The sequence below is a fragment of the Ciceribacter sp. L1K22 genome (genome assembly GCF_017599385.1).
Classification (GTDB): domain Bacteria; phylum Pseudomonadota; class Alphaproteobacteria; order Rhizobiales; family Rhizobiaceae; genus Allorhizobium.
Window position 1 is genome coordinate 572364 of record NZ_JAGFPK010000001.1, and the last position, 20706, is coordinate 593069.

24 protein-coding genes are annotated in these 20706 nt (G+C 63.1%); 15 read left to right on the forward strand and 9 right to left on the reverse strand.

The genetic code is table 11. The annotated features are described in order from the left end of the window. Window positions 1-143 precede the first annotated feature (143 nt). Complete coding sequence (locus J5J09_RS02740) at window positions 144-1829, forward strand: FAD/NAD(P)-binding protein (RefSeq protein WP_208548168.1); 1686 nt, start codon at window positions 144-146, stop codon at window positions 1827-1829. On the opposite strand, the gene J5J09_RS02745 is transcribed toward J5J09_RS02740, so the two are convergent. Further along, a complete protein-coding gene (locus J5J09_RS02745) occupies window positions 1814-2539 on the reverse strand; it encodes an MOSC N-terminal beta barrel domain-containing protein (protein ID WP_208548169.1) in 726 nt (241 codons plus the stop codon). The two genes, J5J09_RS02740 and J5J09_RS02745, sit on opposite strands and share 16 nt — an antisense overlap. 134 nt (window positions 2540-2673) lie before the next feature. Between J5J09_RS02745 and J5J09_RS02750 the strand changes: the two genes are divergently transcribed. From J5J09_RS02750 to J5J09_RS02765, 4 genes are all read left to right on the forward strand, one after another. Continuing rightward, window positions 2674-4218 (forward strand): VOC family protein, encoded by a 1545-nt coding sequence (locus tag J5J09_RS02750; RefSeq protein ID WP_208548170.1) that lies wholly within the window; start codon window positions 2674-2676, stop codon window positions 4216-4218. Between the two features lie 65 nt (window positions 4219-4283). Next, a complete protein-coding gene (locus J5J09_RS02755; protein ID WP_208548171.1) occupies window positions 4284-4862 on the forward strand; it encodes an XRE family transcriptional regulator in 579 nt (192 codons plus the stop codon). A gap of 20 nt (window positions 4863-4882) precedes the next feature. Continuing rightward, window positions 4883-5416, forward strand: a complete 534-nt coding sequence (locus J5J09_RS02760) for a GNAT family N-acetyltransferase (RefSeq protein ID WP_208548172.1) — start codon at window positions 4883-4885, stop codon at window positions 5414-5416. 84 nt (window positions 5417-5500) lie between these two features. After that, window positions 5501-5884, forward strand: a complete 384-nt coding sequence (locus tag J5J09_RS02765) for a hypothetical protein (RefSeq protein WP_208548173.1) — start codon at window positions 5501-5503, stop codon at window positions 5882-5884. A gap of 47 nt (window positions 5885-5931) precedes the next feature. Here J5J09_RS02765 and J5J09_RS02770 read toward each other — a convergent pair whose 3' ends face one another. Beyond that, window positions 5932-7140, reverse strand: a complete 1209-nt coding sequence (locus J5J09_RS02770) for an MFS transporter (RefSeq protein WP_208548174.1) — start codon at window positions 7138-7140, stop codon at window positions 5932-5934. A gap of 37 nt (window positions 7141-7177) precedes the next feature. After that, a complete protein-coding gene (locus J5J09_RS02775; protein WP_208548175.1) occupies window positions 7178-7780 on the reverse strand; it encodes a TetR/AcrR family transcriptional regulator in 603 nt (200 codons plus the stop codon). A 218-nt stretch (window positions 7781-7998) separates the two neighbouring features. Between J5J09_RS02775 and J5J09_RS02780 the strand changes: the two genes are divergently transcribed. Then, window positions 7999-9024: a histone deacetylase family protein gene (locus J5J09_RS02780; protein ID WP_208548176.1), complete on the forward strand. Its 1026-nt coding sequence runs from the start codon at window positions 7999-8001 to the stop codon at window positions 9022-9024. Between the two features lie 80 nt (window positions 9025-9104). Here J5J09_RS02780 and J5J09_RS02785 read toward each other — a convergent pair whose 3' ends face one another. Both J5J09_RS02785 and J5J09_RS02790 read right to left on the reverse strand, forming a co-directional pair. Next, complete coding sequence (locus tag J5J09_RS02785) at window positions 9105-10202, reverse strand: TRAP transporter substrate-binding protein (protein ID WP_208548177.1); 1098 nt, start codon at window positions 10200-10202, stop codon at window positions 9105-9107. Window positions 10203-10368: 166 nt separating this feature from the next. Continuing rightward, a complete protein-coding gene (locus J5J09_RS02790; RefSeq protein ID WP_208548178.1) occupies window positions 10369-10839 on the reverse strand; it encodes a truncated hemoglobin in 471 nt (156 codons plus the stop codon). Between the two features lie 168 nt (window positions 10840-11007). Here J5J09_RS02790 and mbfA point away from each other — a divergent pair, with 168 nt between their 5' ends. Continuing rightward, window positions 11008-11991, forward strand: coding sequence for an iron exporter MbfA (mbfA, locus tag J5J09_RS02795; protein WP_208548179.1), 984 nt, complete (start codon window positions 11008-11010; stop codon window positions 11989-11991). 75 nt (window positions 11992-12066) lie between these two features. Here the strand turns inward: mbfA and J5J09_RS02800 are convergent, their stop codons facing one another. Then, on the reverse strand, window positions 12067-12621 hold the full coding sequence (locus tag J5J09_RS02800) for a transglutaminase-like cysteine peptidase (protein ID WP_246745894.1): 555 nt from the start codon (window positions 12619-12621) through the stop codon (window positions 12067-12069). A gap of 171 nt (window positions 12622-12792) precedes the next feature. Further along, on the reverse strand, window positions 12793-13590 hold the full coding sequence (locus J5J09_RS02805) for an alpha/beta hydrolase (RefSeq protein ID WP_208548180.1): 798 nt from the start codon (window positions 13588-13590) through the stop codon (window positions 12793-12795). Window positions 13591-13772: 182 nt separating this feature from the next. On the opposite strand from J5J09_RS02805, the gene infC reads away from it, so the two are divergent. The 8 genes from infC (at window position 13773) to pheT (ending at window position 19812) form a co-directional block, all read left to right on the forward strand. Then, the gene (gene infC / locus J5J09_RS02810; RefSeq protein ID WP_208553002.1) at window positions 13773-14309 is read left to right on the forward strand and encodes a translation initiation factor IF-3; all 537 of its coding nucleotides are present in this window, start codon (window positions 13773-13775) and stop codon (window positions 14307-14309) included. Window positions 14310-14533: 224 nt separating this feature from the next. Next, window positions 14534-14737, forward strand: a complete 204-nt coding sequence (gene rpmI, locus J5J09_RS02815; RefSeq protein WP_145296269.1) for a 50S ribosomal protein L35 — start codon at window positions 14534-14536, stop codon at window positions 14735-14737. A gap of 39 nt (window positions 14738-14776) precedes the next feature. Then, a complete protein-coding gene (gene rplT / locus J5J09_RS02820; protein WP_208548181.1) occupies window positions 14777-15181 on the forward strand; it encodes a 50S ribosomal protein L20 in 405 nt (134 codons plus the stop codon). A 127-nt stretch (window positions 15182-15308) separates the two neighbouring features. Further along, window positions 15309-16394, forward strand: a complete 1086-nt coding sequence (pheS, locus tag J5J09_RS02825; RefSeq protein WP_208548182.1) for a phenylalanine--tRNA ligase subunit alpha — start codon at window positions 15309-15311, stop codon at window positions 16392-16394. Window positions 16395-16487: 93 nt separating this feature from the next. Next, the gene (locus J5J09_RS02830; RefSeq protein ID WP_208548183.1) at window positions 16488-16763 is read left to right on the forward strand and encodes a DUF2442 domain-containing protein; all 276 of its coding nucleotides are present in this window, start codon (window positions 16488-16490) and stop codon (window positions 16761-16763) included. A gap of 61 nt (window positions 16764-16824) precedes the next feature. Further along, window positions 16825-17061: a DUF4160 domain-containing protein gene (locus J5J09_RS02835; RefSeq protein WP_208548184.1), complete on the forward strand. Its 237-nt coding sequence runs from the start codon at window positions 16825-16827 to the stop codon at window positions 17059-17061. Then, window positions 17042-17317 carry a DUF2442 domain-containing protein gene (locus J5J09_RS02840; protein WP_246745777.1) on the forward strand — a complete coding sequence of 92 codons (276 nt, stop codon included), beginning with the start codon at window positions 17042-17044 and terminating at the stop codon, window positions 17315-17317. The genes J5J09_RS02835 and J5J09_RS02840 overlap by 20 nt, the downstream gene beginning before the upstream one ends. Window positions 17318-17388: 71 nt before the next feature. Continuing rightward, a complete protein-coding gene (pheT, locus tag J5J09_RS02845; RefSeq protein ID WP_208548185.1) occupies window positions 17389-19812 on the forward strand; it encodes a phenylalanine--tRNA ligase subunit beta in 2424 nt (807 codons plus the stop codon). On the opposite strand, the gene J5J09_RS02850 is transcribed toward pheT, so the two are convergent. Together J5J09_RS02850 and J5J09_RS02855 are read right to left on the reverse strand one after the other, a co-directional pair. Then, window positions 19809-20204: a tautomerase family protein gene (locus J5J09_RS02850; RefSeq protein WP_208548186.1), complete on the reverse strand. Its 396-nt coding sequence runs from the start codon at window positions 20202-20204 to the stop codon at window positions 19809-19811. The two genes, pheT and J5J09_RS02850, sit on opposite strands and share 4 nt — an antisense overlap. Window positions 20205-20245: 41 nt before the next feature. Further along, window positions 20246-20662: a MarR family transcriptional regulator gene (locus tag J5J09_RS02855; RefSeq protein ID WP_208548187.1), complete on the reverse strand. Its 417-nt coding sequence runs from the start codon at window positions 20660-20662 to the stop codon at window positions 20246-20248. Window positions 20663-20706 lie beyond the last annotated feature (44 nt).

Sequence of the window (20706 nt, forward strand, 5' to 3'; positions counted from 1 at the left end):
ATTCCTCCTGTTTGTTTGACAACAACAGGAAAACACGAGTCCCGATCGAAGGTTCCCGCGCCGGGGCAGGGAACCGGAAGGCCTTTCGTCCATTGAAGAAGCCTGTGCGCACTGGCGCTCTTTCACAATGGGGGCTCACGACAATGCAGTCGCGAATCGCGATCATCGGCTCGGGTCCGACCGGGCTCTACACGCTGAAGGGGCTCGTCGAGGCAAACGTGCCGCTCAACATCACTGTCTTCGAGGCGGAAGCCGAGGCCGGCAAGGGCATGCCCTATCATCCGGGCCTCAACGATCCGGCCATGCTGTCGAACATTCCGAGCATCGAGATTCCTGCGCTGACCGAGACGCTGGTCGAATGGCTGACACGGCAAGGCAATGAAGACCTGGAGCGGCTCGGCATCCGCCGCGAGGCGATCGACGGGCGGGAATTCTATCCCCGCGTGGTGCTCGGTGAATACATGCGCGACCAGTTCCTGCGCATCGTCGAACGCGGTCTCGCAAACGGCCATAACATCGATGTACGCGAGCGGCAGAAGGTGATCGATATCGCGCTGCAGCCGCATAACGTGATGCTGACCGTAAGGGCAGGCGAGGACGAACCCGTCGAGGCGGTCTTCGATCACGTGGTCATGGCGACCGGTCACAACTGGCCGGACAAGACCGAGGTCAAACCCGGCTACTTCATCTCGCCCTGGCCGGCCGGGGAGCTGGCCGAAGTGCGCAATTGCCGGGTCGGCATTCTCGGGACCTCGCTGAGCGGCATCGACGCGCTCATGACGGTGGCGACCAGCAACGGCGCGTTCCACTACGATGCCGCAGGCGACCTGCAGTTTGCGCCGGCGGCGGAGAGCGCCGCGTTTCATGCGACGATGATGTCGCGCAAGGGCCTGTTGCCGGAAGCCGATTTCTATTGCCCGCTGCCCTATCGCGATCCGGAGGTCTGCACCAAGGAGGCGGTCGACGCGCTGATCGCCACCGGTCGGGGCGACCTGCTGGACGATCTCTTCGAACTCTTCCGCGCCGAACTGATGGCGGCCGATCCGGATTACGCGGCGAAGATCGGTCTGTGGCGGTTGACGGTGGAGACCTTTGCCGATGCCTATTATGCCGACCGCATGGAAGCCGATCCCTTCGTCTGGGCGGCGAAGAACCTGGCCGAAACCGAGCAGAACCGCGAACGGCGCTATACCGTGCCATGGCGCTACGCGATCCTGATCACCCACGAGATCATTGCCCGCGCCATTCCCCATCTCAACGAGACGGATCTCAAGCGCTTCCACAAGCATTTCAAGAATGTCTTCGTCGATGATTACGCAACGGTCCCGCTGATGTCGATCCGTCGGATGCTGGCGCTGCACCGCGCCGGCGTGCTCGATATCCTGCGGCTCGGACAAGACTATGAGATCGTGACGGAGGGCCGCGAGCGGGGGGCCGAGATCATCATCGGCGACGACAGCCATGCGTTCGATGCCCTCATCGATGCGACCGGCCAGAGCGCGCTCTCGGCGACCGACATGCCGTTCCCGACGCTTGTTTCACAAGGCGGCGTAAAGGAGGCGACGACCGTCAAGGAGCGGGTTGTCGATCCAGACGAGACGGCACGACAGGTGCGCACGGGCGGGATCGATGTCGACGATGCCTATCGTCCGACGGTTGCGACCGGTCTTTGCAATCGTCTCTATTGCGCGGCAATCCCCTTCCTGCTGCACAAGCAGCCCTTCGTACAGGGGATTACCAGCGCGGCGGAAATCGGCGAGGCCGTTTCCGAGGCGATCATCGACGATATCCATTCGGATCGCGGCGGCATGCTTCAGAAGTCGGCGTAAACAGCGTCGCCGACCGCGATGATACCGGAGGCGTGAGGTTCGCCGTAGACCCCGAGATTGCGATTGTTGTGCCGGATGACCGTGCGCAGCATCTCCGGTCTCTCCTCGATGCCAGGCTGGGCCGAGAGCGTCAGCCCGCATCGTCTCGTCGCCTCGGTGATCGCAACGCCGATATCGCCGATGACGATTGGTCGACCGATCCAGCCGTTCTCGACGAAACTGTCGCCCTCGTCCGTCTCGATCAGGATGGAGGGCCGGAAGCGCCGGCGGTCCGCTTCACCTGTTCCTGCAAGCTCGGCCAGCCGGGCGAGCGAGGCAGTGGTGACGATATGAACCGGCGAGACCTCGTAGCGATTGTAGACGGCGGGCAAGGTGCCGCTCGAGCCATAGGCGCCGGCCTCGGCCGCGAAGCCGAAATGATCGGAGAGGTGTGTCTTGAGCGATGCGTCGGAGAGGCCCATCACGGTCCCGTCGGGGAAGCGCAGTCGCGGCAGGTCGTCCTCGCCCGTTTCGGCGGAGAGGAACAGGGCGGGTCGCCAGCGCGGCTCTTCCTCGGGTGCGGCCGGATTGCCGGTTTCCGAATCGAACAGCGCAAAGCGGCGGTCGCCGACGACAGCGGTCGGCGTCACGGAAATCCGCTCCAGCTGCTCGCCGCCGACCGAACTGACGGGATAGCGCCAAACTTCCACGACACGTCCGATCTTTCGCATGGGCGGGTTCTCCGTTTCTATATGTGGTCACGATGCATAACGGATGAGAGACGCAATGGGCAGACGACCGGACGATTTCTTTCTATGGTCCGTGCACCGGATTCGTCCGGAGGCAGCATTTCCGGAAGGCACCCATGACCGAAACCACCCCGCGCTTTGAAAGCGGCATCCATCATGTCACGCTGATTACCCGCAAGGTGCAGGCGAATGTGGACTTCTACGTCGGTTTCCTGGGACTGCGGATCGTCAAGCGCACCGGCGGTTTCGAGGACGCCGAACAATTGCACCTCATCTACGGCGACCGCACCGGTTCGCCCGGCACGCTGATCACATTCCTTGTCTGGGAGGATGGCGCGCCGGGACGCGTCGGCAACGGCCAGGTCTCGGAGGTCTCCTTCGCGGTTCCGCAGGACACGATCGGCGAATGGCTGACGCGGGCGCTCGACCATCGCGTGACCGTCGAGGGACCGATGCGGGAATTTGGCGAAACCGTTCTGCGGCTGAAGGACCCGGATGGGGTCATCGTCAAGTTGGTCGGCGTCGCCAGTCCACCGTCCGAAGGGCATCGAATGGCGCCTATCCGCCTGCGCGGCGTCACCATCCTCAGCGATGCTGCCGAAGAGACGGCGGCCTTCATCACCCGTTTCGGCTACCGGCCGGGACCAATGAATGGCGCGCTGCAGCGGATGGTGTCGGAGACCGATATTGTCGATGTGCGCGATGCGACCGGTTATGTGCCCGGCATTCCCGGCACCGGCACCGCCGATCACGTGGCCTTCCGTGTCGCGGATGTCGATGCAGTCCGGCAGGCGGAGGCGGAGCTTAAGAAACGAAATTCGTCGGTCATCAACGTTCACGACCGCAAATACTTCTACTCGCTCTATGTGCGCGAGCCGGGCGGGACGCTGATCGAGCTTGCTACCGACGGTCCGGGTTTCCTGGTTGACGAGGACGAGGCGACACTGGGCGAAACGTTGTTCGTGCCGCCGGATGATATCGAGCGGGCCGAGGACATCAGGGTGCTGCTGCCGCAGTTCGCCATGCCGGGCGAGCCGCGGATGCCGGTTCGTGACCTGCCGTTCGTTCATCGCTTCTTCGTGCCGGAACAGCCGGGCGAGGAGACGATCGTGCTGCTGCACGGCAGCGGCGGCAGCGAGGCGGATCTGATGCCGCTTGGCCACCGCATCGCCCCCGACGCGACGCTGCTCGGCGTGCGGGGCCGGGCGACGGAAGAGGGTATTGCCCGGTGGTTCCGGCGGTTTTCGACTGTTAGCTTCGACCAGGCCGATATCGTCAGCGAGGCCGAGGCCTTTGCCGCCTTCGTCGAGGGGGCGATCGCCGGCTACCGGCTCGATCCCGGGAGCCTGACCTTCCTCGGTCTCTCCAACGGCGCCAATTTTATCGCCGCCGTGATGGCGCTGCATCCGCGGCTGATCCGTCGCGCGGTGCTCATCCGCGGCGTAACGGTGCTGGACGATATGCCCGATGTCGACCTGAAGGGTGTCGAGGTGCTGATGGTCACCGGCCGGGACGATCCGTTCGCCGACCGCGCCGGGCCGCTGGCGGCGTGGTTTCTCCGCTGTGGAGCGAGCCTGACCCATCGGCAGATTGAAGCGGGGCACGGCCTTTCGCCGGAGGATATTCCGACCGTACGGGCCTGGCTCGACGGGGCACGGTGACGGCGTTGCGTCTCTCCCGCTGAATTCCTCTTGACTCCATTATGAGAGAATTTAAATCTCCGATAATGGAAAATCACGATGAACAGTTCGAGACGGTCGTCGGCGAGCGGGTCAAGGCTCTGCGCGCCGAGAGGGGTTTGACCCTCGACCAGTTGGCGGAACTCTCAGGTGTCAGCCGGGCGATGATCTCCCGCGTCGAGCGCGCCGAGGCCAGTCCGACAGCAGCACTTCTGGCGCGCATCTGCTCGGCGCTCGGGGTTTCGCTGTCCGTGTTCTTCGCAACCGACAATGCCCCGGCCGTGCCCCTCGTCCGCCGCGAGGACCAGCCGGTGTGGCGTGATCCGGAAACCGGTTATCTGCGGCGCGTGGTGGCGCCGCAGGGCACCGGCGCCCGCGTCGACGTGGTCGAGGTGGAATTTCCGGCAGGCGCGGAAGTCGCCTTCGAGGGCCAGCAGGCGAGCCGCAACCAGTGGCAACATGTCTGGCAGTTCGAGGGCGAAATGGAGCTGCTGGTGGGCGAGTACGTCCACACGCTGCGGCCCGGCGACTGCCTCTACATGAATGTCGGCGACGTGCACGCCTTCCGCAACAGAACCGACAAACCCGCCCGCTACGCCGTGATCATAGATCTCGGCCCCCGCTGACTATCTTCCCGGAGCCTCCCATGACTGTCATTCGCCAGCTCGACGAAACTGAAGCGCTGAAGGCGTTGCCCGATCTTTGCGACATCCTTGCCGATTGCGTCGAGGACGGTGCGTCCGTCGGCTTCATGGCGCCGCTGGCGCCGGGCGAGGCAGAGGCCTTCTGGCGCGGCGTGATCGGCGGCGTAAAGCGCGGCGAGGTCCTGCTCTTCGTTGCGGAGGTGGATGGCCGGGTTTCGGGAACGGTGCAGGTGGGTTTCGCGCAGAAGCCCAACCAGCCGCATCGCGGCGACCTGATGAAACTGCTCGTCCATCGTCGCGCCAGGGGTCTGGGGCTTTCGAAGCACCTCATGAAGGCGGCGGAGGAAGCGGCCGCGAAGGCCGGTCGAGGGCTGCTGGTGCTGGACACGGCCACCGGCGAGCTGGCGGAAGGCATTTACGAAAAGCTCGGTTGGCAGCGTTCCGGCGTCATCCCCGACTATGCGCTTTTTCCGGACGGGCGCTATTGCGACACGACGGTGTTCTACAAGCGCGTGGCGCCCCTGCCCGGACGATAAGACAACCATTTTTGGTCGGGCGGACCGATTTTTCCTCTGCTATGAGAGAGGCACCCGAAAGGGTCATCAGAGGGGATCATCGCCATGTTCATTCGTCTTTCGGCAACGCGTCGTGTCGCGGGTGCCGTCCTTGTCTTGTCCACCGCTCTCGCAGCTGGCGCCGCGATGGCTTCGGACGTCACCTTCATCATGCGCAACGACCATCCGAACGCGGTCGAGGTGGAGCTCTACAGCCAGGATCGCGACTATGTCTGGCCGGGCAACAATCAGGTTTTCATGCTGGACGACGGTGAGACGAAGCAGATCCCGCTGTCGTGCGAAGAGGGTGAGAGCATCTGCTACGGCGCCTGGATTTCCGGCGATCAGGGCAGCTACTGGGGAACCGGGCCTGACAATGCCGAAGCCTGCGAGGACTGCTGCTATGTCTGCACCGGCGGCGAGACGGAGGAAATCCACCTGACCGAGTAAGGGCACGACCCGCGCGGCGCCGAGTGGCGTCCGCGCGGGTCCTGTGTTCAACGGCTGCGCCTTTCCGTCAGGAAGACGATGAACGCCGTGAGCGGCAGCGCGCCGCCGATCATGGAGGCGAGCGACCAGCCGCCTTCGGCAAAGGCCCAGGCGCCGACTGCCGAGCCGATGGCGCCGCCGGTGAAGAAGATCGCCATGAAGAGGCCGTTGAGCCGGCTGCGCAGATCGGCGCCGAGGCCGTAGATCGCCCGCTGCCCGGTGACGAGCGTCATCGTCACGCCGAAATCGATCAGGATGGCGGCGAGCGTCAGCAGTGCCAGTGCGATCGCGCTGCCGTCAGGCGCGATATGCGTGATCAGATATCCGGCGACGCCGCTCAGCAATCCGAAGGCGGTGGCGGGTCTGGCAAGGCCCCGATCGGCAAGCCGCCCGGCGATCGGCGAGGCGATGGCGCCGGCGACCCCGGCAAGCGCGAAAAGTGCGATTCCCGTCTGCGAAAGCCCGAAGGCGGGACCGGCGAGATAGAGCGGCGTCACCGTCCAGAACAGGCTGAAGCTCGAGAACTGGAAGGCCTGGTAGGCGGCGCGGCGCTGCAGCACCGGCTGGGAGACAAGAAGCCGTCCCATCGAGCCGATCAGCCCGAAATAGCCAAGTCGGGTCGAGGGCGCCCGGCGCGGCAGCTGCGTTGCGAGAACGGTCGCAAGCCCGACCATGACGGCGGCGGAAAGGAAGAACACCGCGTGCCAGGAGGCGAACTGCGCGATGAAGCTCGAGACCGGCCGCGCCAGCATGATGCCGACCATCAGCCCGCTCATGACATTGCCGACCACCTTGCCGCGCGCGTGGTCCGGCGCGAGACCGGCCGCGAACGGCACGATCATCTGCACCGCGACGGCGCCGAGGCCGATGGCGAGAGAGGCAGCGAGGAAAGGCCCCGGCGTGGTGGAGAGGCCCGCCGCGATGAGCGCCAGCGTGACGACGCCGATCATCGTCAGAATAAGACGCCGGTTCTCGACGAGGTCACCAAGCGGCACGAGGAACAGCAGGCCGAGCCCGTAGCCGATTTGGGTCAGCGTCACGATCAGGCCGGTGGCATGAACAGGCAGGCCGATCGATTCCGCGATCGGTCCGGCGAGCGGCTGGGCATAATAGAGGTTGGCGGCGATCAGGCCGCAGGCGGCGGCCATGACGAAGGTGAGGCCGGCGGAAAGACCGGCCGGTTGCGCCGGAATGGCGGCGGTGTGCGATGGGGTCATGGAAGGTGTCCTTGGGAGGAGATGGGATGCGGGAGGATCAGTCGAGTATTTTGAGGGCGGCGACGGCGCTGGCGCGGGCAACACCGGGGTCCTGACCCGACTTGCCGGCGATGCGGATGCCCTGGAGGACGGAAAACAGCGCGAGCGCCGCTGAGGGCGGGTCGACATGGAGAGGCACCGACCCGTCCGCCTGCCCGTCGCGGATGAAGCCCTCGATCTGCGAGAGGGTAAGCTTGTGGGAGCGCGTGACGCGCTGGTCAACATCGGCGTCGAACAGCGCCAGCTCGACCGCCGCGCCGATGGCGAGGCAGCCGCGCCGCCCGTTTTCGCCGCAGGCGGCGTCGGCGTAGAAGGATAGCATGCGATGAATTTTGTCGCGGCCGGTAACGGCATCCGCCAGCGCATCCTCCAGCAGTCCGGCGCGGACCTGCTTGTAACGGTCGAAGGCGGCGAGGAAGATCGCCTTCTTGTCCTTGAATGCCTTGTAGATGCTGCCGGCGGTGAGCCCCATCGCCTCCTTGAGGTCGGCAATCGAGGTGCCGTGATAGCCGCGCTCGGTGAACACCGCGATCGCCGCATCGAGCGCATCGTCGATCTCGAATTCGCGGGGGCGGCCGGCGGCGCGGCTGGCGGTGGACATTTCTGATCTCTTAGTTCGTTAATTTGGAAATGATCGTTTCCAAATAGTCCGCGACACGCTAAACGTCAAGCACTCTCCGCGACCGAGAGTTTTTTGGTCGTGCGACCGAATATTCTTCGATGCATCTTGCGAGCCCGCCAAGGCAGGCGTTAGGCTCGACGCAAGCGACAATGGCACGGTCGATGACAAGACGACCGGCCGGAGAAAAAGGGAACGAGATGCGGGTCTTCTATTCGGAAAAGCACAAGCTGCGGGACGCCAAGACGGAACTGCATGGCGGCATTCTGGTAAAACCGTTCGAGGGACCGTTCCGGGCCGAATGGATTCTCGCGGCGGTGAAGGAAGCGGGCTTCACCGACGTGCACGCGCCGCAGGAGCACGGGCTGGAGACGGCGAAGAAGGTTCATACCGAGGATTTTCTCGACTTCCTGAGCACCTGCTGGGACCGCTGGAGTGCCGCCGGTTATCCGGGCGAGGCGATCCCGACCGCCTATGCCTATCGCCGCAGCCGCGAAAAGGCGCCGCGCAACATCGACGGCGCCGTCGGTTACTACGCCAACTCGGTCGAAACCTCGATCTCCGCCGGCACCTACGAGGCTGCCATTTCCTCCATGGACGTGGCGCTGTCGGGCGCCGACTGGCTGAATGCCGGCAACCGCTTCGCCTTCTCGCTCTGCCGCCCGCCGGGCCACCATGCCGGCATCGATCTCTTCGGCGGCTACTGCTTCATCAACAATGCCGCCGTCGCGGCGCAGAGGCTTCTGGATCACGGGGCCAAGAAGGTCGCGATCCTCGACGTCGACTTCCATCACGGCAACGGCACGCAGGACATCACCTACCGCCGCGGCGACATCTTCTTCGCCTCGCTGCACGGCGATCCCGCCGATGCCTTCCCGTACTTCCTCGGCTATGCCGACGAGACCGGCGAAGGCGAGGGCGAGGGCCTGAACGCCAACTACCCGATGCCGGCGGGAACGCCGTGGGAAACCTGGGCGAAGGCGCTCGACGATTCGCTCGCGCGCATCAACGCCTATGGCGCCGAGGCGATCGTGCTGTCGCTCGGCGTCGATACCTTCGAGCAGGACCCGATCAGCTTCTTCAAGTTGAAGAGCCCGGATTACATCCGCATGGGTGAAATGGTTGCGAAGTCGGGCGTGCCGGTTCTGACCGTCATGGAAGGCGGCTATGGCGTGCCGGAGATCGGGCTCAACGTGGCGAATGTGTTGAAGGGGCTGGAGGGCTGACCGGCCCGTGGTTCGGTTAACCGTTAACGACAGGAGGCCCGGGTCATGCCCGGGCCTCCTTCGATGTCAGCGAATGAAACTCAGGGCGTACCCTGGCGCTGCTGGATCATCTGGTAGGTGTCGAAGCTGTATTCGGCGATCTGCGCCCAGAGATAGGCGTTCTCCTTGAAGGCCTGCTGGCTGTCGTAGAGCTTCTTGAACCACTCGTTCTTTGCCGAGATCTCCGCATAGGTTTCCTTGGCGGCCTTGTGGCAGGTGTCGAGGATGTCGGAGGAGAAGGCGCGGAGCTGCGCGCCGCCGGCGACGAGTTCGCGCAGCGCCTGAGCGTTCGAGGCGTCGTAGCGGGCGAGCATCCGGGCGTTCGCGGCAGCACACGCGTCTGTCAGGATGCGCTTGTAGGTGTCCGGCAGGCCGTTGAACTTGTCGAGGTTGAAGAAGGCATGCACGGTCGGGCCACCTTCCCACCAGGCCGGGTAGTAGTAGAACGGCGCGACCTTGTAGAAACCGAGCTTCAGGTCGTCATAGGGACCAACGAATTCCGTGGCGTCGATCGTGCCCTTTTCGAGCGCCGGATAGACGTCCGAACCGGCGATCTGCTGCGGCGTGACGCCGACCTTGGCCATGATCTCGCCGGCAAGACCGGCAATGCGCATCTTCAGACCCTTCAGGTCGTCGATCGTCTTGATTTCCTTGCGGTACCAACCGCCCATCTGCGCACCGGTATTGCCGGCCGGCAGGGCGTAGAGCTTATAGCTTGCGAGGAACTCGTTGATCATCTCGTTGCCGCCGCCGGCCGTGAGCCACGAATTGGTCATGCGGGCATTGAGGCCGAAGGGGATGGCGGTGCCGAGAGCAAAGGCCTGATCCTTGCCGATATAATAGTAGCAGCAGGTGTGGCCCATCTCGATCGTGTCGGCCGAGACGGCGTCGGCCACCTGCAGCGGCGGCACGATTTCGCCGGCGGCATAGACCTGAATCTCGAACTGTCCGTCGGTCGCCTTCGAGACGCTCTCGGCGATATCGGTCGCGGCGTCGAAGATGATGTCGAGGCTCTTGGGGAAGGAGGAGGCGAGGCGCCAGGTGATCTTGGGATTTTCCTGGGCGATGGCGGGGGCGGCGAGCGCCGCGGCGCCCATGCCGGCGACGCCGGCCTGCTTGAAGAATTGACGGCGTTTCATCTTAGTCTGCCTTGCTGTGTCTCATCGTTTTCTCCCCCGGCGCGGGGCATAGCCTCGCTGCGTGGGCGATTCAACCCGCGCGGTCAGGAAATGTCGTAAACGTCGCATTTTTGTTGTCTGAAATTGCGCCGGATGCGCGGCAGATGTGAGAAATGCTGTCGGACCGTCAGGAGTTGGGGTGACGTGCGGGATCGTCGAGGGCCGGATTGTAGAACAGCGCCATCGCCAGGCTGCGGGCGATGCGCTCGGCCGTCGCCATGAACCAGGCATGCGCCTGCGGATTGTCAGTCAGGTCCTCCAGCGTCTGCCTGAAGAGCGCCAGCCATTGCTGGAACAGCTCGGGATACATGCCCTCGACGCCCAGATGCGCCTGGACCGGCTTGCCGCCATAGGCGCCGGTCTTGAAGGCCACAGAACTCCAGAAGGCCTTCATCTTCGTCATGTGTTCGGGCCAGCGTCCGGAAAGCCTCGCCTCGAAGACGGGGCCGAGCATTTCGTGTGCGCGGATACGGCCGTAGAAGGTTTCCACCAGACGGTCGACGAAGGCGGCATCGACGCCGAGACGCGCCATGTCGGCCGCTGCGCGTTCCGTGATCTCTGCCCGATGCGCGGCACGCGCAACCAGTTCGTCCGTCATGTGAACCTCTCTGTTCCTGGGCTCTATGTCGGCCTTCCGTTGCCGTTCGTCAAATTCTGAGAGCGAGGCCCTTCGTCGCAGCACTCTTTGCCCGGCACTGACAATGACACCTTGATTCACGGAGCGTTGCGGCATAGATTTAGAATTATTCTAAAAAGGAATTCTCTCATGCTTCATCGTCTGTTCAGCGGATCCAAGCGCCCCTTCGACAGCCTGTCCGAGCAGGAAATACTTGGACTGGCGATCTCCTCCGAGGAGGACGATGCCCGCATTTATCTTGCCTATGCCGATCAGTTGCGGGATGCCTATCCCGGTTCCGCCAAGGTGTTCGAGGATATGGCCGAGGTCGAACACACCCATCGCAGCATGCTGATCGACATGCACCGCCGTCGTTTCGGCGATCGTATTCCGCTGATCCGCCGAGAGCATGTAAGGGGATTCTACGACCGCAAGCCGGACTGGCTGCGTCAGAACCAGTCGCTGGACCAGATCCGGTCGGAGGCCGAACTCATGGAGGAGGGCGCCGCCCGCTTCTATCGGGAAGCGGCCAAGCGCACGAGCGATGCCGAGACCCGAAAGCTGCTCGGAGACTTGGCTCTGGCCGAGGAGGGGCACGAGGAGACGGCACGCATGCTGGGCGAACGGCATGCGCCGGAGGACGTCCGGGCCGAAGAGGACGAGACCTCCCGGCGACAGTTCATCCTGACCTATGTGCAGCCGGGGCTGGCGGGGCTGATGGACGGATCGGTCTCGACGCTCGCGCCGATATTTGCCGCGGCCTTCGCCACCGGTGACACCTGGCAGACCTTTCTCGTCGGTCTCTCCGCCTCGGTTGGCGCCGGCATCTCGATGGGGTTCACGGAAGCGGCGCACGACGACGGCAAGCTGTCGGGGCGCGGTTCGCCGGTGAAGCGTGGTCTTGCATCGGGCATCATGACGGCGATCGGCGGCCTGGGTCACGCGCTGCCGTACCTGATCCCGCATTTCTGGACCGCAACGATCACGGCGGCCGTCGTCGTCTTCGTCGAACTGTGGGCCATCGCCTTCATCCAGAACCGCTACATGGAGACGCCCTTCTGGCGCGCAACCATGCAGGTGGTGCTCGGCGGCTCGCTGGTGCTCGCCGCCGGCGTGCTGATCGGGCAGGGTTGAAGGCTGAAACGCGAACCGCGCGGCCGTTTCGGGTCGGCAGCGGCGCTGGTGAAGGAAAACCCTGAAGGCCGTACTTTACTGGGTCGCGCCGACGAGAACGTCGCGGCCGTCCTCAATGGTCACCCAGCGGCCGGTATCGAAGCTCGCCTGGCGCTTGAGGAACGTATAGGGCGTGTCGAGCCACGACTTGACCTCATCGGAGAGGTTGTCGAGCACATAATCGCCCTGCGCGGTGCGAAGGGTGAGGACCGCGTGGCCTTCGCCGTCCGGTTTGCGCACGACCGTGATCAGCAGGTCGGAGACCGGGAAGCCGGCCTCGATCAGCGTCTTGCGCTTCAAAAGCACAAAGTCCTCGCAGTCGCCCACATCGACAGGATAGGTCCAGAGTTCCTCGCGACCGTAGATTTCGGCGTCCGTGAACGGCTTAATACTATGGTTTACCGAGATGTTGACGTTGCGGACGATCTCCCACCCATGGGCGGTGACCTGTCGGGGAGCGGTGGCGCGGGTTCGGATCGAACATTCCGACCAGTTGGCGCGACAGAACTCATAATGTCCGATCGGTTGCGAGGTAACCTTGCCGGTGACCATCGACAAATGCGTCTTCGGCGCAGTCCACGCCGCATTCATAGGCGCACATACGCCAACGCTCACCAACAATGCGGCAAGCACCCGCGAACCAGTCTTCATAGGCCGTCCCCAATATTCTTAACAAAACGTTAATAAAGGGGCGGCGCATCGTCAATCTACAAGGAATGGCGAGTCAGAACCTATCGTCCACTATGGTTAAAATGCAACGGATCAGGCCGGGTTTGCGACCGCCGTGATGGCGGCGACCATTCGCTCGATGTCTTGCGGTCGCGACAGCCTGTGGTCTCCGTCGCGGATCAGCGTCAGCACGACGTCGTCGGCGGGCAGATGCTCCACCAGGCGCAGCGCGTGGCTGTAGGGAACGTCCGGATCCTTCATGCCCTGCAGGATGTGAACCGGGCACCGCGTCTGGAGGATGCCGGCCAGCACGAGATTGCGGCGACCGTCCTCGATCAGGGCGCGGGTGAAGATGTTGGGCTCGGGGCTGTATTCCGAGGGTTCCTCGAAGTAACCCCGTTCCTCCAGCGAGCGCCGTTCGGTCTCGCTGAGATTGGGTTCGATAAGTTCGGCGGTGAAATCCGGTGCCGGGGCGATGAGGACCATACCGGCGATCTTCGGACCTTGCCCCCTCCGGGCGATCTCCTGCACCAGCCTGAGTGCCACCCATCCGCCCATCGACGAGCCGACGAGGACGACCTCTGAGCCGCCAGCATGATCGATCACGGCGAGCGCCTCCTCCAGCCAGCGGGAGATGGTGCCATCGCGGAACGCGCCGCCGGATGCGCCATGGCCGGAATAGTCGAAGCGCACGGCTTTGAGTCCGAGTCGACCGGCAAGTGCATCCATTTCGATTGCCTTTGTCCCGGTCATGTCGGAGCGATAGCCGCCGAGCCAGACCAGGGTCGGTCCTTCGCGGTCCGCCTCGCGGACGAGCATTGCGATCTCGCGAGCGTTCGGCCCATCGCCGACGGTCAGGATGGTCGCGATGTTTTCGGTCTGGTCGGTCATGATGCGGATTCCCGGTTGTTTTGCGGGTCTATAGAACAGATTCGCCTAAAACGGCACAGGAGGTGATTTTTCTCAACGAACGTGCTATTGACACCGGCGTGGTCGAGGCGCATCTCCGGAACAAAAGCAGCCCGGCCGCGTAAACCTCGCTGCAAACGGAAATAGTCTAGGAGAATACGACCATTCGCAGACCGTTCAAAGCCGACGCCCCCGTCAAGGATGGGCCGCGCTCCAACCGAGAAATACGAGTTCCCCGCGTACAGCTCATCAATGAAGAAGGTGAAAACCTCGGCGTCATCGCGACCGACGAGGCGCTGAAGATGGCTGAGGATGCCGGGCTCGACCTGGTGGAAATTTCGCCGAACAACGATCCGCCGGTGTGTAAGATCCTCGATCTCGGCAAGCTGAAATACGCCAACCAGAAGAAGGCGGCCGAAGCGCGCAAGAAGCAGAAGATCGTCGAAGTCAAAGAAATCAAGATGCGCCCGAACATCGACACCCATGACTATGAGGTGAAGATGAAGGCGATGAACCGTTTCTTCGAGGAAGGCGACAAGGTCAAGGTGACGCTCAAGTTCCGCGGCCGCGAAATGGCTCACCAGGAACTTGGCATGAAGCTCCTGCTCCAGGTCAAGGAAGACACCGCCACGATCGCCAAGGTCGAGGCCGAGCCGAAGCTTGAAGGTCGCCAGATGATGATGGTGCTGGCGCCGAGGTAATTCTTCGGAACGCTGTACCGCATGGACGCACCGGGCAGATGGCCGGTGCGTTTTGTCTTTCGCGGATAGCCTGATGCGAATCCGCGGCAAGACCCGTTGCGCTTTTGCCGCCTTGCGGTTATAAGCGCCCGTCCGAACGGTCCGGCAGGGCATGCCGTGGCCGTTCTTATGCTTGAGCCAGCCTCGTCAGCCGGCTCTATACAAAGAACAATGGAGTAAGCAAAATGCCCAAGATGAAGACGAAGTCCGCTGCCAAGAAGCGGTTCAAGGTCACGGCGACCGGCAAGGTCGTCGCTGCTGCCGCCGGCAAGCGCCACGGCATGATCAAGCGGTCCAATAAGTTCATTCGCGATGCCCGCGGCACGATGGTTCTGGCTGAACCGGACGGCAAGAAGGTCATCAAGAACTACCTGCCGAACGGTCTCTAAGACCCTTTCGCTGAACGGACCATTTAAGGAGATCATGACATGGCACGCGTAAAACGTGGCGTCACCGCACACGCCAAGCACAAGAAGGTTCTGAAGCAGGCCAAGGGCTTCTATGGCCGCCGCAAGAACACGATCCGCGCAGCAAAGGCTGCCGTCGATCGTTCGAAGCAGTTCGCCTACCGCGACCGCAAGGTCAACAAGCGCAACTTCCGGGCTCTCTGGATCCAGCGCATCAACGCCGCTGTCCGCGAATTCGGCCTGACCTACGGCCGCTTCATCGACGGTCTGAACAAGGCTGGCATCGAAGTCGACCGCAAGGTTCTGTCCGACATGGCCATCCACGAGCCGGCTGCCTTCAAGGCACTGGTCGACGCCTCCAAGAAGGCGCTCGAGTACCTCAAGGACGCCGGCACGGCCAACGAGTTTGAAAGCGCGGTCAAGTAACCAGCGCTTCCCAGACTGAATTCAAGTATTGGGAAACCCGCGCTGGCAGGGCTGGCGCGGGTTTTTTCATGTGATCTTCATGCCACCGTGGAAAGGGTGGCGCGACAACGGGGCAGGAAACGGAAACATGTCCGATCTCGACACTCTGAAAACCGAGCTTCTCGCTCAGATCGCCGCCGCGACGGATGAAGCGGCGATCGAGGCCGTACGCGTCTCCGCGATGGGCAAGAAGGGGTCGGTTTCCGAACTCCTGAAGACACTCGGCACGATGAGCCCCGAAGAGCGCCAGACGCGCGGCGCCGCCATCAACGCGCTGCGGAACGAGGTCACGGAGCAGCTTGCCGCCCGCAAGACGGAATTGCGCGATGCGGCGATCGATGCCCGCCTGAAGGCCGAGACCTTGGATGTGTCGCTACCCGTGCGCTCCTCGCCGGCGGAGCGCGGCCGCATCCACCCGATCAGCCAGATCGTCGACGAGATCACCGCGATCTTCGCCGACATGGGCTTCTCGATCGCGGAAGGTCCCGATATCGAGACCGACTATTATAACTTCACCGCGCTGAACTTCCCCGAGGGTCATCCGGCCCGCGAGATGCACGATACCTTCTTCCTCCAGCCGGACGAAAACGGCGAGCGCAAGGTGCTGCGCACGCACACCTCGCCCGTCCAGGTCCGCACGATGGAATTGCAGAAGCCGCCGATCCGCATCGTCATCCCCGGCAAGACCTATCGCCAGGACAGCGACGCCACGCATTCTCCTATGTTCCACCAGGTCGAGGGCCTCGTCGTCGACAAGACCGCCAATGTCGGCCATATGCGCTGGGTGCTGGAAGAGTTCTGCAAGTCCTTCTTCGAGGTCGACAGCGTCACCATGCGCTTCCGCCCGTCCTTCTTCCCGTTCACGGAGCCGAGCTTCGAAGTCGACATCCAGTGCGACCGGTCGTCCGGCCCGATCGTCAAGTTCGGCGAAGGCACCGACTGGATGGAAATTTTGGGCTGCGGCATGGTCCACCCGAATGTGCTGCGCTCCGGCGGTCTCGATCCGGACGAGTACCAGGGCTTTGCCTGGGGAATGGGCCTCGACCGCATCGCCATGCTGAAATACGGCATGCCGGACCTGCGCGACTTCTTCAACGCCGATGTGCGCTGGATGAGCCACTACGGTTTTCGCCCGCTCGACGTGCCGACCCTTTTTGGTGGCTTGAGCGGCTGATCGCCAAGGATAGTGACCGTGCCGACCAATCCGGGGCGGAGTAACGGAAAGGTGGTGAGCCCCGCCTATCCGGGTGAATGAAGGCAATGCAACGTGATTGAACATCTCGACACTATGCGACCGGTCGACCTTCTCTGCGACGACGACCTGCTGCATGTGGAATTGACGGACGGTCGGATCGTGAGCGTTCCGGTCTGGTGGTACCCGCCCCTCAAGGAGGCGCTGCCGGCCGAGCGGAACAATGTGGAATTCATGCCTGACAGCATTCACTGGCCCGATATCGATCTCGATGTCACGGTGGTCAGCATGCTCCTCGGAAGGAAGGCGTCGGACGCCTCGGGCAATATGCAGATGGGAACGAGACAGTGAGCTGTTCCCTTCCCTGAATTGGGCGACGTCGGATGGTGTCGATTGAGGGCTAGTGAAGCAGATGCCAACACTCCTTGTCTGGCATGGATACAAGTTCAGGTTCTATGCTCTCGATCGAGGTGAGCCCGCGCATATCCACGTGGTCAAAGATGGGAAGTCGCTGAAGGTTTGGTTGACGAGTTTGGCGGTGGCTAGGAATGTCGGGTACAATGATCGCGAAATTGAACGGATCTTGGCGGTAATCGCCGAACATCAAAGCGAATGGATCGAGGCTTGGAATGACTTCTTTGGAATTTGAGACCGAAGAAATGCGTCCGGTGAAAGCTTGGTGCACAAAGGACGAGGTGCATGTGACGCTTGCCGACGGGCGCACGATCTCCGCGCCGCTCTGGTGGTATCCGTTCCTTTCTGGGCTCGATCTGCAAGGATTGAACGACATTGAACTTATGTACGAAGGTGTCTGGTGGACAGAAGTTGATGAGGGCATTTCGGTGAAGAGCATGTTCCTCGGTGTGAAAGCGCCTGGGGCCAAGGCGCCCGAGAAGGCTGCTTAAGCTAGAGGTCGACACGGGCGACGGAATATTGAATTGCGCCACGGGCGCGCTGAGGAAGACGAGACAGTTCGATGAAATTCACACTCTCCTGGCTGAAGGATCACCTCGATACCGACGCCACGCTTGAACAGATCTGCGAGCGCCTGACCGCGATCGGCCTCGAAGTCGAGGATGTCGATGACAAGGCGGCGTACAAGCCCTTCGTCATCGCCAAGGTTCTCTCCGCCGAGAAGCATCCGGAAGCCGACCGGCTGAAGGTGCTGATGGTCGATGCCGGTGACGGAAAGCCGGTGCAAATCGTCTGCGGCGCGCCGAATGCGCGGGCGGGGCTCGTCGGCGCGCTCGCCCGGCCGGGCGTCTATGTTCCCGGTATCGATGTGACGCTCTCCGTCGGCAAGATCCGCGGTGTCGAGAGCCATGGCATGATGTGCTCCGAAAAGGAGCTCAACATCTCGGACAATCACGACGGCATCATCGACCTGCCCGAGGATGCGCCGGTCGGCACGTCCTTCGCGTCCTATGCCGGCCTCGACGACCCGGTCATCGAGATCAACCTGACGCCGAACCGTCCGGACTGCACCTCGATCTACGGCATCGCCCGCGATCTGGCAGCGTCCGGTCTCGGCAAGCTGAAAACGCCGAAGGCGCCGTCCTTCAAGGTCGAGGGCGAGACGCCGTACGAGGTCAAGATCGTGCTCGACGACGAGCGCCTCTGCCCCGGCTTCGCCTACCGTCTCGTGCGCGGCGTCAAGAACGGGCCGAGCCCGAAATGGATGCAGCAGCGCCTGCTGGCGATCGGCCTGCGCCCGATCTCGGCGCTGGTCGACGTCACCAACTACATGACCTTCGATCAGGGCCGGCCGATGCACGTCTTCGACGCCGACAAGGTCAAGGGTACGCTCGTGGTGCGTCGCGCGAAGGAAGGCGAAGAGATTCTCGCGCTCGATACCCGTACCTACAAGCTGAACCCGGCCAATGTCGTCATCGCCGACGACAACGGTGTGGAATCGATCGGCGGCATCATGGGCGGCGAGCATTCCGGCTGCGACGAGAACACCGTCAACGTGCTGATCGAATCGGCCCTCTGGGACCCGATCAATATCGCCAAGACCGGCCGTGCCCATGGCATTATTACTGACGCACGCTATCGCTTCGAACGCGGCGTCGATCCGGAATACATGGTTCCGGGTCTGGAACGCACAACGGAACTGGTGCTCGAAATGTGCGGCGGGACGGCCGCGGAGAAGAAGGTTACCGGCTACAAGGGTCACACGAAGAAGGTGGTCGACTTCCCCTATTCGGAAGTGAAGCGGCTCACGGGTCTCACGGTGTCGAACGAAGACGCGAAGCAGATTCTGACCGGTCTCGGCTTCGAGGTTTCGGGCTCGGGCGAGACGGTGAAGGTCGCCGTTCCCTCCTGGCGTCCGGATGTCGACGGCAAGGCCGATCTCGTCGAGGAAGTCATGCGCATCCATGGCGTCGACCAAATCAAGCCGGAGCCGCTTGCGCCGACAGGTTCGGTTAACGGCAAGATTCTGACCACGCTGCAGATCCGCAGCCGGGCGGCCAAGCGGGCGCTTGCGGCCCGCGGCATGCTGGAGGCCGTCACCTGGTCGTTCATCTCGGAAGACCATGCCAAGCTCTTCGGCGGCGGCAGCCACGCGCTGAAGCTCGCCAACCCGATCGCGGCAGACATGTCCGACATGCGACCCTCGTTGCTGCCCGGCCTTCTGACGGCGGCCCAGCGCAATGCCGACCGCGGCTTCGGCGACGTGGCGATCTTCGAGGTGTCCGGAACCTACGAGAGCGACACGCCGGAAGGCCAGCGCCGTGTTGCCGGTGGTATCAGGCGCGGCACGGCCTCGCTGGCCGGCAGCGGCCGGCTCTGGTCGAATGCCGCCAAGGGCGGCGGCAAGCCGGTCGATGTCTACGACGCCAAGGCGGATGCGCTAGCGGTGCTGGAAGCCTGCGGTCTGCCGATGAGCAATGTCCAGATCGAGGCGGGCGCCCCGGCCTGGTATCATCCGGGCCGCTCCGGCACCATCAAGGCCGGCCCCAAGGTGATCCTCGGCTATTTCGGCGAATTCCATCCGAAGACGCTGGGCGCGCTTGACGTATCCGGCGCGCTCTGCGGCTTCGAGATCTTCATCGACGCGATGCCGGAGCCGAAGAGGAAGGCGACCCGCACCAAGCCGGCGCTCGAACTCTCGCCGTTCCAGCTGGTGCGCCGCGACTTCGCCTTTGTCGTCGACAAGACCGTCGAGGCGGGCGCCATCGTCAGGGCCGCAAGCGGCGCCGACCGCAAGCTGATCTCGGGCGTCAACGTCTTCGATATCTTCGAAGGTGCCTCCGTCGGCGAAGGCCGCAAGTCTGTGGCGATCGAGGTGCTGATCCAGCCGGTCGACAAGACGCTGACCGACGAGGATTTCGATGCGCTGACGAAGAAGATCGTCGGCAATGTCGAGAAGACGACAGGCGGCGTGCTGCGCGCCTAACGTCCCTCGTGATACCGCCGTTCCTGGGTTTTCCCGCCGTAGCCATAGGCCGCGGCGCGGACATCTTCGACGTGGATGTAGCTCTCCTCGTGCAGCGTGCCGAGGAGAGCTGAAAATCCGTCGAACACCGCGCGGATATAGGCCGCCTTCTCGTCCTTGGTGTTGGTCTCGTCCGTGATCTTGATGTTCAGGTAGACGCTGGATTGCTTCTGTTCGGCAAGGCTCTTGCCGCCGACGATCCAGTCGCGCGGATCGATGTAGTCGATGGCAATCGCCGTCAGCGCCGGGTCCTTGCGCAGGATCCGCTGGGTGTGGTCCTGGAGCATCCGGGAGACGGATGCCGTGACGGCGTCGGAACGGACGCCGCTGATCTTGACGTTGAGGATGGGCATGGAACTCTCCTTGGTTAGCTATGCAACTATTTGGGTCGACATCAGGGCAAGCTGGCCCCGATGGACTTGATCTCATCGACGAACGTCCTGAACCGTTCGGCGCCGAGTTCGCCCTTGAACCTTGTGGTCATGGCCGCGCTTGCGGCTTCCAGATCATCGCGCAGGTCGAGCGCCGCCCCCGTCGGGTGGACCTCGCTTTCACGCCTGTCGCGATCGTTGGGTCTCCGCTGCAGCAGGCCTCGCGCCTCAAGACCGTCCACTGCCCGCGTCGCCGTGGCCCGGGCGATCTTCATTGTCTCGGCCAGCTCGCTCTGCAGCATTCCCGGCTTGCGCAGCACGGCGCGGAGCGTGAACGCCTGGGATGGCGTCAGGTCGAAAGGCTTGAACGCCTCCGTCCAGGCGCGCTCCAGCTGGCGGGCAAGGGAAACGGTGTTGAAGTAGAGGCAATGATCGAACATGGCTCAACCCTAGCAGATATAATTGCATATGCAATTAAAAAGTC

Coding starts and splice junctions, on each gene's coding strand:
- J5J09_RS02740 (WP_208548168.1), top strand. CDS start 144: ATGCAGTCGCGAATCGCGATCATCGGCTCGGGTCCGACCGGGCTCTAC.
- J5J09_RS02745 (WP_208548169.1), bottom strand. CDS start 2,539: ATGCGAAAGATCGGACGTGTCGTGGAAGTTTGGCGCTATCCCGTCAGT.
- J5J09_RS02750 (WP_208548170.1), top strand. CDS start 2,674: ATGACCGAAACCACCCCGCGCTTTGAAAGCGGCATCCATCATGTCACG.
- J5J09_RS02755 (WP_208548171.1), top strand. CDS start 4,284: ATGGAAAATCACGATGAACAGTTCGAGACGGTCGTCGGCGAGCGGGTC.
- J5J09_RS02760 (WP_208548172.1), top strand. CDS start 4,883: ATGACTGTCATTCGCCAGCTCGACGAAACTGAAGCGCTGAAGGCGTTG.
- J5J09_RS02765 (WP_208548173.1), top strand. CDS start 5,501: ATGTTCATTCGTCTTTCGGCAACGCGTCGTGTCGCGGGTGCCGTCCTT.
- J5J09_RS02770 (WP_208548174.1), bottom strand. CDS start 7,140: ATGACCCCATCGCACACCGCCGCCATTCCGGCGCAACCGGCCGGTCTT.
- J5J09_RS02775 (WP_208548175.1), bottom strand. CDS start 7,780: ATGTCCACCGCCAGCCGCGCCGCCGGCCGCCCCCGCGAATTCGAGATC.
- J5J09_RS02780 (WP_208548176.1), top strand. CDS start 7,999: ATGCGGGTCTTCTATTCGGAAAAGCACAAGCTGCGGGACGCCAAGACG.
- J5J09_RS02785 (WP_208548177.1), bottom strand. CDS start 10,202: ATGAAACGCCGTCAATTCTTCAAGCAGGCCGGCGTCGCCGGCATGGGC.
- J5J09_RS02790 (WP_208548178.1), bottom strand. CDS start 10,839: ATGACGGACGAACTGGTTGCGCGTGCCGCGCATCGGGCAGAGATCACG.
- mbfA (WP_208548179.1), top strand. CDS start 11,008: ATGCTTCATCGTCTGTTCAGCGGATCCAAGCGCCCCTTCGACAGCCTG.
- J5J09_RS02800 (WP_246745894.1), bottom strand. CDS start 12,621: ATGAATGCGGCGTGGACTGCGCCGAAGACGCATTTGTCGATGGTCACC.
- J5J09_RS02805 (WP_208548180.1), bottom strand. CDS start 13,590: ATGACCGACCAGACCGAAAACATCGCGACCATCCTGACCGTCGGCGAT.
- rpmI (WP_145296269.1), top strand. CDS start 14,534: ATGCCCAAGATGAAGACGAAGTCCGCTGCCAAGAAGCGGTTCAAGGTC.
- rplT (WP_208548181.1), top strand. CDS start 14,777: ATGGCACGCGTAAAACGTGGCGTCACCGCACACGCCAAGCACAAGAAG.
- pheS (WP_208548182.1), top strand. CDS start 15,309: ATGTCCGATCTCGACACTCTGAAAACCGAGCTTCTCGCTCAGATCGCC.
- J5J09_RS02835 (WP_208548184.1), top strand. CDS start 16,825: ATGCCAACACTCCTTGTCTGGCATGGATACAAGTTCAGGTTCTATGCT.
- J5J09_RS02840 (WP_246745777.1), top strand. CDS start 17,042: ATGACTTCTTTGGAATTTGAGACCGAAGAAATGCGTCCGGTGAAAGCT.
- pheT (WP_208548185.1), top strand. CDS start 17,389: ATGAAATTCACACTCTCCTGGCTGAAGGATCACCTCGATACCGACGCC.
- J5J09_RS02850 (WP_208548186.1), bottom strand. CDS start 20,204: ATGCCCATCCTCAACGTCAAGATCAGCGGCGTCCGTTCCGACGCCGTC.
- J5J09_RS02855 (WP_208548187.1), bottom strand. CDS start 20,662: ATGTTCGATCATTGCCTCTACTTCAACACCGTTTCCCTTGCCCGCCAG.